The sequence below is a fragment of the Cryobacterium algoricola genome, assembly GCF_004402485.1.
GTDB classification, from domain to species: domain Bacteria; phylum Actinomycetota; class Actinomycetes; order Actinomycetales; family Microbacteriaceae; genus Cryobacterium; species Cryobacterium algoricola.
Genome location: NZ_SOFG01000004.1, coordinates 269,382 through 285,142, shown reverse-complemented (window position 1 = coordinate 285,142; position 15,761 = coordinate 269,382). Strand labels below are relative to the sequence as shown.

At 68.3% G+C, this 15,761-nt stretch carries 14 protein-coding genes; all 14 read left to right on the top strand.

The window, feature by feature from the left end; translation table 11 throughout:
• The first annotated feature begins 35 nt into the window (after window positions 1–35).
• The 14 genes from rpe to E3O44_RS01690 all read left to right on the top strand — a co-directional run bounded on the left by rpe (window position 36) and on the right by E3O44_RS01690 (window position 15,656).
• Entirely contained in the window at window positions 36–704 is a 669-nt protein-coding gene (gene rpe / locus E3O44_RS01755; protein ID WP_134531948.1) for a ribulose-phosphate 3-epimerase, read from the top strand.
• A 12-nt stretch (window positions 705–716) separates the two neighbouring features.
• A complete protein-coding gene (locus tag E3O44_RS01750; RefSeq protein WP_134531947.1) occupies window positions 717–980 on the top strand; it encodes a phosphoribosyl-ATP diphosphatase in 264 nt (87 codons plus the stop codon).
• Window positions 981–1,052: 72 nt separating this feature from the next.
• Window positions 1,053–1,892, top strand: a complete 840-nt coding sequence (gene hisG / locus E3O44_RS01745) for an ATP phosphoribosyltransferase (RefSeq protein WP_134531946.1) — start codon at window positions 1,053–1,055, stop codon at window positions 1,890–1,892.
• Between the two features lie 38 nt (window positions 1,893–1,930).
• The gene (gene hisF / locus E3O44_RS01740; RefSeq protein WP_134531945.1) at window positions 1,931–2,692 is read left to right on the top strand and encodes an imidazole glycerol phosphate synthase subunit HisF; all 762 of its coding nucleotides are present in this window, start codon (window positions 1,931–1,933) and stop codon (window positions 2,690–2,692) included.
• A complete protein-coding gene (gene hisI / locus E3O44_RS01735) occupies window positions 2,692–3,081 on the top strand; it encodes a phosphoribosyl-AMP cyclohydrolase (RefSeq protein ID WP_134531944.1) in 390 nt (129 codons plus the stop codon). Before hisF ends, hisI begins: the two co-directional genes overlap by 1 nt.
• On the top strand, window positions 3,078–4,649 hold the full coding sequence (locus E3O44_RS01730; protein WP_134531943.1) for an anthranilate synthase component I: 1,572 nt from the start codon (window positions 3,078–3,080) through the stop codon (window positions 4,647–4,649). Before hisI ends, E3O44_RS01730 begins: the two co-directional genes overlap by 4 nt.
• On the top strand, window positions 4,650–5,297 hold the full coding sequence (locus tag E3O44_RS01725; RefSeq protein WP_134531942.1) for a Trp biosynthesis-associated membrane protein: 648 nt from the start codon (window positions 4,650–4,652) through the stop codon (window positions 5,295–5,297).
• A gap of 118 nt (window positions 5,298–5,415) precedes the next feature.
• Window positions 5,416–5,643 (top strand): DUF6704 family protein, encoded by a 228-nt coding sequence (locus E3O44_RS01720; RefSeq protein WP_134531941.1) that lies wholly within the window; start codon window positions 5,416–5,418, stop codon window positions 5,641–5,643.
• A 4-nt stretch (window positions 5,644–5,647) separates the two neighbouring features.
• A complete protein-coding gene (trpC, locus tag E3O44_RS01715; RefSeq protein ID WP_134531940.1) occupies window positions 5,648–6,418 on the top strand; it encodes an indole-3-glycerol phosphate synthase TrpC in 771 nt (256 codons plus the stop codon).
• Window positions 6,419–6,421: 3 nt separating this feature from the next.
• Window positions 6,422–7,633 (top strand): tryptophan synthase subunit beta, encoded by a 1,212-nt coding sequence (gene trpB, locus E3O44_RS01710; protein WP_134531939.1) that lies wholly within the window; start codon window positions 6,422–6,424, stop codon window positions 7,631–7,633.
• Between the two features lie 20 nt (window positions 7,634–7,653).
• Window positions 7,654–8,463: a tryptophan synthase subunit alpha gene (gene trpA, locus E3O44_RS01705; protein ID WP_134531938.1), complete on the top strand. Its 810-nt coding sequence runs from the start codon at window positions 7,654–7,656 to the stop codon at window positions 8,461–8,463.
• 56 nt (window positions 8,464–8,519) lie between these two features.
• Window positions 8,520–9,503, top strand: a complete 984-nt coding sequence (lgt, locus tag E3O44_RS01700) for a prolipoprotein diacylglyceryl transferase (protein WP_255454313.1) — start codon at window positions 8,520–8,522, stop codon at window positions 9,501–9,503.
• A gap of 125 nt (window positions 9,504–9,628) precedes the next feature.
• Entirely contained in the window at window positions 9,629–14,206 is a 4,578-nt protein-coding gene (gene gltB, locus E3O44_RS01695; RefSeq protein ID WP_134531937.1) for a glutamate synthase large subunit, read from the top strand.
• The gene (locus E3O44_RS01690; RefSeq protein ID WP_134531936.1) at window positions 14,199–15,656 is read left to right on the top strand and encodes a glutamate synthase subunit beta; all 1,458 of its coding nucleotides are present in this window, start codon (window positions 14,199–14,201) and stop codon (window positions 15,654–15,656) included. The genes gltB and E3O44_RS01690 overlap by 8 nt, the downstream gene beginning before the upstream one ends.
• The last annotated feature ends 105 nt before the right edge of the window (window positions 15,657–15,761 follow it).

Below are 15,761 nucleotides of genomic sequence, written 5' to 3'. Positions count from 1 at the left end.
CCTGCGACGGGCGCCCGCGGCGCTAGGGTGAAGGCATGCCGATCAGGATCAGCCCCAGCATTCTCGCCGCCGACTTCGCGAACCTGGAGCGCGACCTCGGCCGCATCCGCACCGCCGACCTCGTGCACGTCGACGTGATGGACAACCATTTCGTGCCGAACCTGACCTTCGGGCTCCCCGTCGCCGAGCGCATCATGCAGGTTTCCGCGCTCCCCGTCGACGCGCACCTCATGATCGAGGATCCGGAACGCTGGGCCCCGAAATTCGCCGAGGCCGGCGCGTTCTCCGTGACCTTCCACGGCGAGGCGACGACGAACCCTGTCGCGCTCGCCCGCAAGCTCCGCGCGGCCGGTGCGCGTGCGGGCATCGCCCTGAAGCCGGGCACCGCCATCGAGCCGTACCTCGAATTCCTCGCCGAGTTCGACCAGATCCTCGTGATGACCGTCGAGCCCGGTTTCGGCGGCCAGAGCTTCATGCCCTCGACGATGCGCAAGCTCCGTTCCGCAGCGGATGCCGTCAGCGCGAGCGGCAGGGACGTCTGGCTGCAGGTCGACGGCGGCATCACGGAGGAGACCATCGTCGTGGCAGCCGAGGCGGGCGCGGACACCTTCGTCGCCGGCTCGAGCGTGTTCGGCTACCCGGATCCCGCGGCCCGGATCGCGCTCCTGAGGACGTCCGCGACCGCGCACTCGCACGCGCACTAGTAGCCTAGGGGTGTGAAAACATTCGACGACCTCTTCGCTGAACTGGGCGAAAAAGCACTCAACCGGCCGGAAGGCTCCGGAACCGTCCGTGAACTCGACGCGGGAGTGCATGCCATCGGCAAGAAGATCGTCGAAGAAGCCGCCGAAGTCTGGATGGCCGCTGAGTTCCAGAGCGACGAGGAAACCGCCGCAGAGATGAGCCAGCTGCTCTACCACGTGCAGGTCATGATGCTGGCGAAGGGGCTCACCCTCGCCGACGTCTACAAGCACCTCTGAAGAGTGCAGCGGCCGGCGCCGCAGATACCCCCGAGACGCTACCCCACGAACTGACCTGCTGAGAGTGTTGAGATGCTGAGAATTGCCGTGCCCAACAAGGGCTCCCTGTCCGAAACCGCGGCGCAGATGCTGCACGAGGCCGGGTACACCGGCCGTCGCGACCCGCGCGACCTCGTCGTGTCCGACCCGCGCAACGACGTCGAGTTCTTCTACCTGCGTCCGCGCGACATCGCCACCTACGTCGGCAGCGGCGCGCTCGACGTCGGAATCACCGGCCGTGACCTGCTGCTCGATTCCGGCTCACCGGCACGCGAGATCGCGAGCCTCGACTTCGGAGACTCGACCTTCCGCTTCGCCGGCCCCGCCGGCCGCTTCGCCGAGCTGAGCGACCTCGAAGGGCTCCGCGTCGCGACGAGCTACCCCGGCCTCGTCGAAGCCTTCCTGGCCCGACACTCCGTCACGGTCACCCTCGTGACCCTCGACGGCGCCGTCGAGTCCGCCGTCCAGCTCGGAGTGGCGGATGCCGTCGCCGACGTCGTCTCGACCGGGACGACCCTGCGCAAGGCCGGCCTCGAGATCTTCGGCCCGGTCATCCTCGAATCGACGGCGGTGCTGATCACCTCCGAGAACGAGAACACCGGCATCCACACGCTGCTCCGCCGGCTGCAGGGTGTGCTCGTCGCCCGCCAGTACGTGCTGATGGACTACGACATCCCGCTCGGGAAACTCGACGCGGCCTGCCTGCTCGCTCCCGGAATCGAGTCGCCGACGGTGTCGAGCCTGCACGACCCGGACTGGGTCGCCGTGCGCGTGATGGTCCCGCGCTACGACTCGAACCACATCATGGATGCCCTCTACGAGCTCGGCGCCAGGGCCATCCTGATCAGCGCCATCCACAACGCCCGCCTCTAGGGCCCGAACGTGGGCAGAATAGCTCCGGAGGTGCAATCGTGAGTCTTGCCGTGCGGGTTATCCCGTGCCTCGACGTGGCCAATGGCCGGGTCGTCAAGGGCGTCAACTTCCAGAACCTCAGGGACGCCGGCGACCCGGTGGAACTGGCCCGCCGGTACTACGAGCAGGGCGCGGACGAACTCACGTTCCTCGACGTCACCGCGACCGTCGACAACCGGGCGACGACGTACGACGTCGTCCGCGCCACAGCGGAGCAGGTCTTCATCCCGCTCACCGTCGGCGGCGGGATCCGGAGCGTCGAGGACGTCTCCCGGCTTCAGGCGAGTGGAGCGGACAAGGTCGGCGTCAACAGTGCCGCGATCCTCCGCCCAGCACTCATCGGCGAGATCGCCGACCGCTTCGGCTCGCAGGTGCTCGTGCTGTCGCTCGACGTGAAGCGCAGCGGCCGCACGGAGTCCGGGTTCGTCGTGACGACTCACGGCGGTCGCACCGAGACCGACCTCGACGCCCTCGCCTGGGCCAGACTCGCGATCGAACTCGGCGCGGGGGAGCTGCTCGTCAACTCCATCGACGCCGACGGCACCAAGGTCGGATTCGATCTCGAGCTCATCGCCCTGATGCGGGAACTCAGCACCGTGCCGGTGATCGCGTCCGGCGGAGCCGGCAAGGTCGAGGACTTCCCGCCAGCGATCCGGGCGGGCGCGGACGCCGTTCTCGCGGCATCCGTTTTCCACAACGGCGAGCTCAGTATCGGAGACGTCAAACACGAACTCGCCAGGGAAGGACTCGTGGTGCGCTGATGACACCCCTGCAGACCATAGACGACGCTCTCGCGATCGCCGTCTTCAATTCGGACGGCCTCCTGCCCGCCGTGATCCAGCAGTGGGACACCCGGGAGGTGCTCATGCTCGGCTGGATGAACGAGGAAGCCCTCCGGCGGACGTTCACAGAGGGCCGCGTGACGTTCTGGTCACGTTCCCGCCAGGAATACTGGCGCAAGGGCGACACGTCCGGGCACGCGCAATACGTGCACGGCACAGCCTTCGACTGTGACGCTGACACTTTGCTCGTGCAGGTCGACCAGGTCGGCGGGGCCTGCCACACCGGTACCCGCACGTGCTTCGACGGGCGGGACATCGACGTCGCCCACGGCGCAACGCCCGTCGCGACAGACGGAGAACGCGCATGACGACGCATGCCCCCACGACGACAACGGGAACGACAACGGGAACGACCACGGCCGGAACAACCACGGCCGAACAGTTCGACGCCCTCATGGCCGGGCACCGCGTGATCCCCGTGATCCGCGAACTCTTCGCAGACGGCGAGACCCCCGTCGGCATCTACCGCAAGCTCGCGGCCGGGCAGCCGGGCAGCTTCCTGCTCGAATCGGCGGAGCAGGGCGGCATCTGGTCGCGGTTCTCCTTCGTCGGGGTGTCGTCCTTCGGCGTCCTCACCCAGCAGGGTACGGAAACCCGGTGGATCCCGTACGGCGTCGATGCCGCACGCGTCCTCGGCCCGGCGGCCGCCCAGCCGCCGCTCGAGGCCCTCGCCACCCTGTACGCCCGCTGGCAGACGCCGCGGCTCCCGGAGCACCCGCCGTTGACCGGTGGTCTCGTCGGCTTCATCGGCTGGGAGGCCGTCCGCCAGCTCGAACGTCTGCCCAACCAGCCGACGGCCGACTATGACGTTCCCGGCCAGGCCTTCAGCTTCGTCGCCGACCTCGTCGCGATCGACCACAAGTTCGGCACCGTCCAGCTGATCGCCAACGTCCTCAACGACGGGATCGATGCGGCGGACACGCTCTGGGCCGCAGCGCAGGCCCGGCTCGACTCGATGCAGGCCCGGCTGGCCGTGCCCGCGGAAGCCTGGCTCGCCGAGGTCGACCTGTCCGCCCCCGCGACCATGCGCGCCCGCACCAGCCGCGACGACTTCATCGCCGCCGTCGACACCGCCAAGCACCACATCGTCGACGGGGACATCTTCCAGGTCGTCATCTCCCAGCGCTTCGACCAGGACTGCACCGCGGACCCGATCGACGTCTACCGGGTGCTCCGCAGCCTCAACCCGAGCCCGTACATGTACCTGCTCGGCCTCGAGTCCCCGTCCGGCGAGCCGTACTGGATCGTCGGTTCCTCGCCTGAGGCCCTCGTCAAGGTGCAGAACGGGCGCGTGTTCACCCACCCGATCGCCGGATCCAAGCCGCGCGGAAGTACCCCAGAGCAGGACGCCGACTTCGAAACCGAGCTCGCAGGCGACCCCAAGGAGGGCGCAGAACACCTCATGCTCGTCGATCTCGCCAGGAACGACCTGCTCAAGGTCTGCGCACCCGGCTCCGTCGAAGTCACCGAATTCAAACGCATCGAGCGTTTCAGCCACATCATGCACCTCGTCTCGTCCGTCGAGGGCAACCTGCTGCCGCGGAAGACGGCCATCGACGTGTTCCGCGCCACGTTCCCGGCAGGGACCCTGTCCGGGGCGCCGAAGCCGCGGGCGCTGGAAATCATCGACGAACTCGAGCCCACCCAGCGCGGCGTCTACGGGGGAGTGGTCGGCTACTTCGGGTTCGCGGGCGACGCGGACCTCGCCATCGCCATCCGCACGGCCACGATCAGCAACGGCGTGGCCAGGGTGCAGGCCGGAGGAGGCCTCGTCGCGGACTCCGATCCCGCGAGCGAGTTCCAGGAATCGGTCAACAAGGCCGCAGCGCCACTCCGCGCCGTCGCGATCGCCAACGCCATGAAGCGGGTGCACTAGGTGAAGCGGACCGGCCGCACCCTCAAGCTCCGACTGGTGCTCCTCGTGATCGCCGCGAGCGGGCTCGCCCTCCTCGCCTGGAGCCAGGTCTGGATCGACGTGAGCGTCGTCCAGGGTTCCTCGACCGTCCGGCTCCCGATCAGCGGTTCGACCGCGGCAGGCGCGCTGAGCGCCCTCGCCCTCGCCGGGATCGCCCTCGCCGGGGCACTCACGATCGCGGGCCCCGTGATCCGGGTGGTGCTCGGCGTTCTCGAGGTGCTCCTCGGCTTCTCGGTGTCCCTCGGTGCGGGCCTCGCCATCGGGAATCCCGCCGCCGCGAGCGCGGCCGCCATCACCAAGGCGACCGGCATCGCGGGCAATGCCTCGATCCAGGACGGCGTCACGGCTGCGGCCCTGACGCCCTGGGCCTTCACCGGCTTCGCGGCCGGTGTGATCATGGCCGCCGCCGGTGTCGGCATCTTCGTCACGAGTTCCCGCTGGCCCGGGGCGACGAGCAGATACCAGGCCGTGCGCTTCGAGGCGGCCGACGGTGCACCCGGCAGTCAGCCGGCTGCCTCCGCCGGTGCTGACGAGCGAGAGGATGCCGTCATCACATGGGACGGGTTGACCCGCGGTGACGATCCCACCACGACGGAGGGCGACCGGTGATCGGCGTCGCCGCTAGACTTGAGCCGCACCAGGACCCACAATCCACGCGTCCGCAGCTGACGCCCCTGCGTACGCAGTTGACGCCCCGCGTATGCAGTTGACGCTAATAAGGAGAACCATGAGCTTCGAGTCGGTAGACCCAGGCGAAGGCCACTCGATCGCGGCCTGGACGGCCGTCATCGTCATGCTCGTCGCGATCACGATCGGCACCGTCGCCTTCTTCCTCGTTGTGCCGTGGCTGGTGTGGGCCTCTGTCGTCCTCCTCGTCCTCGGCCCCATCGTCGGATTCATCCTGAGCCGGTTAGGCTACGGCGTCGCCGACGCCGCTCCGCACGAGAGTCACTAGCCGAGTGCTTTCCGAACTTCTCGCCGGTGCCCTGTCGGACGCCGCAGAACGGCGCCTGACCCGTCCATTCGCCGCCGTCGAATCGGCGGCCCTCGATCGTGCCCCCGCCATCGACGCGCTGCACGCCCTCTCGCCGGCCGACCGGGTCAAGATCATCGCGGAGGTGAAGCGGGCTAGTCCCTCCCGGGGCACCCTCGCCGAGATCTCCGACCCTGCGGCCCTCGCCGTCTCCTACGAGTTCGGTGGGGCGAGCGCCATCAGCGTGCTCACAGAGGGACGTCGTTTCCTCGGCTCCCTCGCCGACCTCGAACAGGTGCGGGCGGCCGTCTCGGTGCCCGTGCTCCGCAAGGACTTCATCGGCGAGCCGTACCAGGTCCTCGAGGCCAGGGCGGCGGGAGCCGACCTCGTGCTCCTCATCGTCGCCGCACTCGACCAGGCCACCCTCGGGTCCCTCCAGACCCTCGTCCGCGAACTCGGCATGACCGCCCTCGTGGAGACCCACAGTGCCGAAGAGGTCGACCGTGCACTGGATGTCGGTGCGAGCCTGGTCGGCGTCAATGCCCGCAACCTGTCGACGTTCGAGCTCGACCAGGAGCTCTTCGGCCGCCTCGCCGACCGGATCCCCTCCGGCGTCGTCCGCGTCGCCGAATCTGCGGTCAAGACGGCCGCGGACGTCGCCCACTATCGTTCAGCAGGGGCCGACGTCGTCCTCGTCGGCGAAGCGCTTGTCACGAACGATCCCATCCTCACTCTCACCGAATTTCTGGCGGTCTAGTCTATGTCTTTGCGTTCTGAAACAGGCCCGTACTTCGGCGACTTCGGCGGCCGGTTCGTCCCGGAGTCGCTCGTAGCGGCGCTCGACGAACTGACGAGCGAATATGCGCTGGCCAGGGTCGACCCCGCCTTCGCGGCCGAGCTGATGGAACTGCACAAGACCTACACCGGCCGGCCGTCCATCATCACGGAAGTGCCGCGGTTCGCCGCGCACGCCGGTGGTGCCCGGGTGATCCTCAAGCGCGAAGACCTCAACCACACCGGCTCCCACAAGATCAACAACGCCCTCGGCCAGGCGCTTCTCACCAAGCGCATCGGCAAGACCCGGGTCATCGCCGAGACCGGCGCCGGCCAGCACGGCGTCGCGACCGCGACCGTCGCCGCCCTGTTCGGGCTCGAGTGCGTCGTCTACATGGGCGAGGTCGACACCGAACGGCAGGCCCTCAACGTCGCACGGATGCGCCTCCTCGGCGCAGAGGTCGTCTCCGTCCGCACCGGGTCACGCACCCTCAAGGACGCCATCAACGACGCCATGCGCGACTGGGTCACGAACGTCGAGACCACCAACTACATCTTCGGCACAGTCGCGGGTCCGCACCCCTTCCCCGCGATGGTGCGCGACTTCCAGAAGATCATCGGAGAAGAAGCCCGCGCCCAGGTGCTCTCCCTCACCGGCCGGCTACCCGACGCCGTCACGGCGTGCGTCGGCGGCGGCTCCAACGCCATCGGCATCTTCGACGCCTTCCTGGACGACCCCACTGTCGCCCTCTACGGGTACGAGGCAGGCGGAGAGGGCGTCGAGACCCCGCGCCATGCCGCGACCCTGACCAAGGGACGCCCGGGGATCCTGCACGGGGCCCGCAGCCTCATGCTCCAGGACGAGGACGGCCAGACCGTCGAATCGCACTCCATCTCGGCCGGGCTCGACTACCCGGGTGTGGGGCCCGAGCACTCCTGGCTCTCGACCATCGGGCGGGCCACGTACCTGCCGGTCACCGATGCCGCGGCCATGGACGCCTTCCGCCTCCTCAGCCGCACGGAGGGCATCATCCCGGCGATCGAATCGGCCCACGCCCTCGCAGGCACCCTCGAGCTCGGCAAACGACTCGGACCGGAGGCGACCATCCTGGTCAGCCTCAGTGGTCGCGGGGACAAGGACATGGAAACGGCGGGCCGATACTTCGACCTGCTCGACGAGGGTGCGCAGCAGCTATGACCGCAACGACGACTGGAACAATGCCCAACCGCACGAGCAGGGTCGAAGCCACGATCGCCCGGCGCAGGGCAGAGGGCGGCGGAGCCCTGATCGGCTACCTTCCCGTCGGATTCCCCACCCTCGACGAGAGCATCGAGGCGGCCGTTGCCCTCGCGGAGAACGGCGTCGACATCATCGAGCTCGGACTGCCGTACTCCGACCCCGTGATGGACGGCCCCGTGATCCAGGCCGCCACGCAGCAGGCCCTCGCCAACGGTTTCCGGCTCCGGCACGGCATCGAGGCGGTGGCAGCGATCACCGCACGCGTCGACGCCCCGGTCCTCGTGATGACCTACTGGAACCCGATCCTGCAGTACGGGGTCGACCGCTTCGCCGACGACCTGCTCGCCGCAGGCGGGGCAGGCCTGATCACCCCCGACCTCATCCCCGACGACGCGGCCGACTGGTTCGCAGCGAGCGACCGCACCGGCCTCGACCGGGTCTTCCTCGCCGCGCCGTCGTCCTCCGACGCGAGGCTCGCCCACGCGGTCGAGGTCAGCCGGGGCTTCGTGTACGCCGTCTCCACCATGGGCATCACCGGAGCGCGTTCCGACGTCGACTCCGCCGCCCGCATCCTGGTCGACCGGCTTCGGCTCGCCGGTGCCACGAGCGCGTGCGTCGGCCTCGGAATCTCGACCCCGGAGCAGGTCCGCGAAATCCTCGGCTACGCGGACGGCGCCATTGTCGGCTCCGCGCTCGTCAAGGCGCTGTCCGACGGGGGAGTCCCGGCACTCGGGGAACTCGCCGCCCGGCTTGCCGCAGGGGCCAGCGGGATTCGCGCCGCCGTTTAGGGTAAGTTGACCGAGGCAAGCTCCCACGCTTCCCCGCTACGAAAGGTAATACCCAGGTGTCTTTTCTGCTGAGCATTCCGAGCCCAGGCCCCGAGTGGAGCTACTTCGACCTCGGCATGTTCCGGATCCACGCGTACGCGCTGTGCATCCTGGCCGGCATCATCGCGGCGACGGTCATGACGAGCAGGCGCCTCAGCAACCGCGGCGCCGAGCCGGGCGTGGTGCTCGACATCATCCTCTGGGCCGTTCCGCTCGGCATCGTCGGCGCCCGGGCGTACCACGTGCTCACCCACCCGGGTGACTACTTCTTCGCCGGTGCGAACCCCTGGGAAGTCTTCGCGATCTGGAACGGCGGAAACGCCATCTTCGGTGCGCTCATCGGCGGGGCCGTCGGCGCGTACATCGGCTGCCGGATCTCCGGCGTGAAATTCTGGTCCTTCGCGGATGCCCTCGCCCCCGGAATGCTGATCGCCCAGGCCATGGGACGCCTCGGCAACTGGTTCAACACGGAGCTCTTCGGCCTGCCGACGACCCTGCCCTGGGGGCTCGAGGTGCCGTCGACGAACGCGGCGTTCCCGGTCGGGCTTCCCGCCGGAACCCTCTTCCACCCGACCTTCCTCTACGAGATGATCTGGAACACCATCGGTGTGATCCTGATCCTCGTGATCGAACGCCGGATCACGCTCCGCTGGGGACGCGCCTTCGGCGTCTACCTGGTCTGGTACGGCCTCGGCCGCACCTTCTTCGAATCGATCCGCATCGACCCGAGCGAGATCTTCTTCGGCATCCGCACCAACGTCTGGGCCGCGATCATCGCCGTGGTCCTCGGCATCATCCTCATCGTGGTGCAGGGCCGCAGGCACCCCGGACTCGAGGTCAGCGTCTACCGCCAGGGTCGGGAGTGGAAGCGCCCCGTCCCTGAGGTAGAATCTGAAGAGTTTGATACGGATTTCGAGGACCACGGTGATGAGGCCGTCGAACCCGCCGCATCGGGCGACGTTGCAGCCACAAGCACCAGCAACCCGCGCCTCCAGGCCTGAGACCGTACACCCGGCTCCCGCCTCCCTCCCGGTACGACGGGTCGGCGCGCAACTGTACGCAGATGATCTCCACCCCCGCGGGCCAGCGTCGTCCCCACTTGCCAGCTACCTCTGAGGACGGTCCCATGCCGCAGTCACCCCTCTTTTCCCGCTTCAGCACCGTTCCCCAGCCCCAGGGGCTGTACAACCCTGCCGACGAGCGGGACGCCTGTGGGCTCGCCATGGTCGCGACACTGCGGGGAACCGCCGGGCACGACATCATCACGATCGCCCTCGACGCGCTCCGCAACCTCGAACACCGCGGAGCCGTCGGCTCCGACGCCGGAACCGGCGACGGCGCAGGCATCATCACCCAGATCCCGCACGACTTCCTGAGCGAGGTCGTCGAATTCGAGCTCCCCGCCGCCGGGCGGTATGCCGTCGGCAACGTGTTCCTCCCGACCGACCCGACCGAGCGCAGTTCCGTCAAACGCCAGATCGGCCGGATCGCCCAGGAGGAGTGCCTCGAGATCCTCGGCTGGCGCGAGGTCCCCGTGCGTCCAGACGAGGTCGGGAACCTGGCCAGGGCTGCGATGCCCGCGATCCAGCAGCTCTTCGTCCGCAGCTCACGCACGGACGACGACGGTGAGCCCCTCGCCGACATCGCGCTCGACCGTCAGACCGTCCGGCTGCGGAAGCGCGCCGAGCGGGAACTCGAGACCTACTTCGCGTCGCTCTCCTGCCGCACCCTGGTCTACAAGGGCATGGTCACGACCCTCCAGCTCGAGCCCTTCTACCCGGACCTGTCCGACCCGCGCTTCGTCTCGAAGCTCGCCCTCGTGCACTCCCGGTATTCGACGAACACCTTCCCGTCCTGGCCGCTCGCGCAGCCGTTCCGGATGATCGCGCACAACGGCGAGATCAACACGGTGCAGGGCAACCGCAACTGGATGCGCGCGCGCCAGTCCCAGCTCGAATCCTCACTGCTCGGCGACCTGGCCCCGCTGCTGCCGATCGTCACCCCGGGCGGCAGCGACTCCGCCTCGTTCGACGAGGTCGTCGAACTGCTCAGCCTGTCCGGCCGCTCGCTGCCGCACGCGGTGATGATGATGGTGCCGGAGGCCTGGGAGAACCAGACCGCGCTCGACGAGGAACGTCGTGCGTTCTACGAGTACCACTCGATGCTCATGGAGCCGTGGGACGGACCCGCGGCGATCGTCTTCACCGACGGATCCCTCGTCGGCGCGACCCTCGACCGCAACGGGCTCCGCCCCGGCCGGTACCTGATCACCGACGACGGCCTCGTCGTGCTCGCGAGCGAGATCGGCGTCCTGGACATCGACCCCGCCCGGGTCGTCCGAAAGGGCCGGCTCCGCCCCGGCAAGATGTTCCTCGTCGACACCGTCGAGGGTCGACTGATCGAGGACGACGAGATCAAGGCGGAACTCGCCGCGATGGAACCGTGGGGGGACTGGCTCGACGCCGGCCGGATCAACCTCAAGGACCTCCCCGAGCGCGAGCACATCGTGCACCCGCCGGCATCCGTCGTACGCCGCCAGCGCACCTTCGGCTACACCGAAGAAGAAGTCCGCATCCTGCTCGCGCCGATGGCGCGCACCGGAGGCGAACCCCTCGGCGCCATGGGCAGCGACACCCCGATTGCCGTGCTGAGCGACCGGCCCCGGCTGATCTTCGACTACTTCACCCAGCAGTTCGCCCAGGTGACCAACCCGCCCCTCGACTCGATCCGCGAGGAGGTCGTCACGTCCCTCAAACTCGGCCTCGGGCCGGAACGGAACCTCCTGTCCGTCGGGCCGGAGCACGCCCGCCAGGTGGTCCTGGACTTCCCGGTCATCGACAACGACGAACTCGCCAAGATCCAGCACATCGACCCTGCCCCCGGCAGCCGGACGACGTCGACGATCCGCGGACTGTACCGTTTCGACGAGGGCCCCGACGCCCTCGCCGACCGCATCGACGCGATGTGCCTCGAGGTCGACGACGCGATCGAGGCCGGAGCCCGCTTCATCGTGCTCTCCGACCGTGATTCCAACAAGGACATGGCGCCGATCCCGTCGCTCCTGATGATCGCGGCCGTGCACCACCACCTGATCCGCACGGAGAACCGGATGAAGGTCGGCATCGTCGTCGAGGCCGGCGACGTGCGCGAGGTGCACCACGTCGCGCTCCTGATCGGCTACGGCGCCTCAGCGGTCAACCCCTACCTCGCGATGGAGACCTGCGAGGACCTGGTCCGCAGCGGGTACATCACGAACGTCTCACCGGAGAAGGCCGTCCGCAACGTCATCAAGGCCCTCGGCAAGGGCGTGCTCAAGATCATGTCCAAGATGGGCATCTCGACGGTCTCGTCCTATGCCGGCGCTCAGACTTTCGAGGCCGTCGGCCTCAGCCAGGGCTTCGTCGCGCAGTACTTCACCGGCACGACGAGCAAGCTCGGCGGCATCGGCATCGACGTGATCGCCGCGGAGAACGAAGCGAGGCACGCCTCCGCCTACCCGGAAGACGCAGCAGTCACCGCGCACGAACGCCTGAGCACCGGCGGCGAGTACCAGTGGCGCCGCGACGGCTCCCCGCACCTGTTCAATCCGGAGACGATCTTCCGGCTGCAGCACGCGACCCGGACCGGCCGGTACGACATCTTCCGCGAGTACACCAAGCTCATCGACGATCAGGCCGAGAGCCTCATGACCCTCCGCGGCATGTTCACCTTCGACAAGCACAAACGGCACCCCGTGCCCCTCGACGAGGTCGAATCGGTCGCGTCGATCGTCACGCGCTTCGCGACCGGTGCGATGAGCTACGGCTCGATCTCCCCGGAGGCCCACGAGACCCTCGCGATTGCCATGAACCGGATCGGCGGCAAGTCGAACACCGGCGAGGGCGGCGAAGACCTGGACCGGCTGATCGACCCGCAGCGCCGCAGCGCCGTCAAGCAGGTCGCCTCCGGGCGGTTCGGCGTGACGAGCATGTACCTGTCCCACGCAGACGACATCCAGATCAAGCTCGCCCAGGGAGCGAAGCCCGGCGAAGGCGGCCAGCTGCCGCCGACCAAGGTGTACCCCTGGATCGCGCGGACCCGGCACGCCACGGCGGGCGTCGGCCTGATCTCGCCGCCCCCGCACCACGACATCTACTCGATCGAAGACCTCAAGCAGCTCATCTTCGACCTCAAACGGGCGAACCCGGATGCGCGCATCCACACGAAGCTCGTGAGCCAGTCCGGCATCGGAGCGGTCGCCGCCGGCGTCGCCAAGGCGCTCTCCGACGTCATCCTGATCTCAGGCCACGACGGCGGCACCGGGGCGAGCCCGCTCAACTCGCTCAAGCACGCGGGGACGCCCTGGGAGCTCGGACTCGCGGAGACCCAGCAGACCCTGATGCTCAACGGTCTGCGTGACCGTGTCGTCCTGCAGGTCGACGGCCAGCTCAAGACCGGCAGGGACGTCATCATCGGCGCACTGCTCGGAGCGGAGGAGTTCGGCTTCGCGACCGCGCCCCTGATCGTCGAGGGCTGCGTCATGATGCGGGTCTGTCACCTCGACACCTGTCCGGTCGGCGTCGCCACCCAGAACCCCGAACTGCGGAAGCGGTTCACCGGCAAGGCGGACCACGTCGTGAACTTCTTCGAGTTCATCGCCCAGGAGGTGCGCGAGTACCTCGCCGAACTCGGCTTCCGCAGCCTCCAGGAGGCCGTCGGCCACCACGAGATCCTCGACGTCGACGGCGCGCTCGAACACTGGAAGACAGCGGGCCTCGACCTCGCGCCGATCCTCGACGGCCCGGACTTCCCCGACTCCGAACCGAGACAGTCCGGCCGGCCGCAGGAACACGAACTCGACAAGCACTTCGACAACGAGCTCATCCGGCGCGCCGGAAGCGTGCTCGAACACGGAGGTCGCGTCGAAATCGCCCTGCCGATCCGCAACACTGAACGGGCCGTTGGCACGATGCTCGGCCACGAGGTGACGATCCGGCACGGTGAGAACGGACTGCCCGCCGGCTCGATCGACGTGACGCTCACCGGTTCGGCCGGACAGTCCTTCGGGGCCTTCCTGCCCGGCGGGATCACCCTCAGGCTCGAGGGCGACTCGAACGACTACGTCGGCAAGGGCCTGTCCGGCGGTCAGATCGTGGTCCGCCCCGATCGCTCGAGCATCTTCTCCGCCGAAGAGAACGTCATCGCCGGCAACGTGATCGGCTACGGCGCCACCCAGGGCAGCATGTTCATCCGTGGCATCGTCGGAGAACGGTTCCTGGTGCGCAACTCCGGAGCGACCGCGGTCGTCGAAGGAGTCGGCGACCACGCCCTCGAATACATGACGGGCGGGCTCGCCCTGATCCTCGGCCAGACCGGGCGAAACCTCGGTGCGGGAATGAGCGGCGGAACCGCGTATGTCTACGGACTCCGCACGGAGGACGTCAACAGCCAGGCGCTCGAGTCCGGGGAGCTCACGCTCCTCCCGCTCGGCAGCGCCGACAGGGAGATCGTCAGCGATCTCCTCGAGCAGCACCGAGACCAGACGGATTCCGTGCTCGCCGCGGCTCTCCTGTCCGATCTCGAAACAACCATGTCCACTTTCGTCAAGGTGCTGCCGCGGGACTACGCCGCCGTCCTGGCGACCAGGCAGAGCGCCGTCGCCGAGGGTCTCGACCCCGACGGCGACGTCGTCTGGAACCGCATCCTGGAGGTTACCAATGGCTGATCCGAAGGGATTCCTCAAGACGAAGGCGCGCGAACTGCCGCCACGTCGCCCGGTGTCCGTCCGCCTGATGGACTGGAAAGAGGTCTACGAACAGGGAGACGCCGCCGTTCTCAAACGGCAGGCCGGCCGCTGCATGGACTGTGGTGTGCCGTTCTGCCACCAGGGCTGCCCCCTCGGCAACCTGATCCCCGAATGGAACGACCTCACCTGGCGTGAGGAAGGCAGGCAGGCCATCGAGCGCCTGCACTCCACGAACAACTTCCCCGAGTTCACGGGACGGCTCTGCCCGGCCCCGTGCGAATCGGCGTGCGTGCTCGCGATCAGCCAACCGGCCGTGACGATCAAGCAGGTCGAGGTCTCGATCATCGACCAGGCCTTCTCCAACGGCTGGGTGCAGCCGCAACCGCCGGGGCGCCTGACCGGTAAGACGGTCGCCGTGGTCGGCTCGGGTCCCGCCGGTCTCGCCGCCGCGCAGCAGCTCACCCGTGCCGGGCACACGGTCGCCGTGTTCGAACGCGACGACCGGATCGGCGGCCTGCTCCGCTACGGCATCCCCGACTTCAAGATGGAGAAGAAGCATCTCGACCTGCGCCTCGCCCAGATGACGGCGGAGGGAACCCGGTTCCGGGCCGGCGTCACCATCGGCGTCGACATCACCTGGGACGACCTTCGGGCCCGGTACGACGCCGTCGTCGTGGCGACCGGCGCGCTCGTGCCCCGCGACCTGCCCATCCCCGGCCGCGACCTCCCCGGCGTGCACTTCGCGATGGAGTACCTCGTGCAGCAGAACCGCGCGGGCGCCGGCGACACGGTCGACAGCCAGATCACCGCTGAGGGCAAGCACGTCGTCGTCCTGGGCGGTGGAGACACCGGGGCGGACTGCATCGGCACGGCGCACCGCCAGCTCGCGGCATCCGTGACCAACCTCGCAATCGGCAGGCAGCCGGGAACGGAGCGGCCGGAAAACCAGCCGTGGCCAATGTCCGCGACCCTGTTCGAGGTCTCGAGCGCCCACGAAGAGGGCGGCACCCGCGAATACCTCGCCTCGACGATCGAGTTCCTGTCGAACGAGGCCGGCGAGGTGCGCGCCATCCGCGTCGCGGAAACCGAGTACCTCTATGGCCGTCGCGTGCCCAAGGCGGGTACGGAACGTGAAATCCCGGCGGACCTCGTACTCCTCGCGCTGGGTTTCACCGGCCCGGAATCGGCGGAGCTCACCAGCCAGCTGCACGTGCCGCTCGATGGGCGGAGTAATGTCGTTCGAGACGGTAACTACCAGACCAGCCGTGAAGGTGTGTTCGTCGCCGGTGATGCCGGCCGCGGACAGTCCCTCATTGTGTGGGCGATCGCTGAAGGTCGCGCTGCTGCAGCGGCCGTCGATCGATTCCTCGAAGGTGAGACACAACTACCTGCTCCGGTCAAACCGACCGACCATGCCTTCGCCATCTAACGGTCCCTGCGAAGTGAGCGATTAGCCGGAGGACGCCTACCAAGCGGCCTCCAGAACCACAGATCAAGAATGCGCCTACCCGGCGCGGAAAACGGAGCACTTTCA

What these genes read in the sequence shown, in the direction of transcription:
- rpe (WP_134531948.1), top strand. Translation starts at nt 36, where the DNA reads ATGCCGATCAGGATCAGCCCCAGCATTCTCGCCGCCGACTTCGCGAAC.
- hisG (WP_134531946.1), top strand. Translation starts at nt 1,053, where the DNA reads ATGCTGAGAATTGCCGTGCCCAACAAGGGCTCCCTGTCCGAAACCGCG.
- hisI (WP_134531944.1), top strand. Translation starts at nt 2,692, where the DNA reads ATGACACCCCTGCAGACCATAGACGACGCTCTCGCGATCGCCGTCTTC.
- E3O44_RS01730 (WP_134531943.1), top strand. Translation starts at nt 3,078, where the DNA reads ATGACGACGCATGCCCCCACGACGACAACGGGAACGACAACGGGAACG.
- E3O44_RS01720 (WP_134531941.1), top strand. Translation starts at nt 5,416, where the DNA reads ATGAGCTTCGAGTCGGTAGACCCAGGCGAAGGCCACTCGATCGCGGCC.
- trpB (WP_134531939.1), top strand. Translation starts at nt 6,422, where the DNA reads ATGTCTTTGCGTTCTGAAACAGGCCCGTACTTCGGCGACTTCGGCGGC.
- trpA (WP_134531938.1), top strand. Translation starts at nt 7,654, where the DNA reads ATGCCCAACCGCACGAGCAGGGTCGAAGCCACGATCGCCCGGCGCAGG.
- gltB (WP_134531937.1), top strand. Translation starts at nt 9,629, where the DNA reads ATGCCGCAGTCACCCCTCTTTTCCCGCTTCAGCACCGTTCCCCAGCCC.
- E3O44_RS01690 (WP_134531936.1), top strand. Translation starts at nt 14,199, where the DNA reads ATGGCTGATCCGAAGGGATTCCTCAAGACGAAGGCGCGCGAACTGCCG.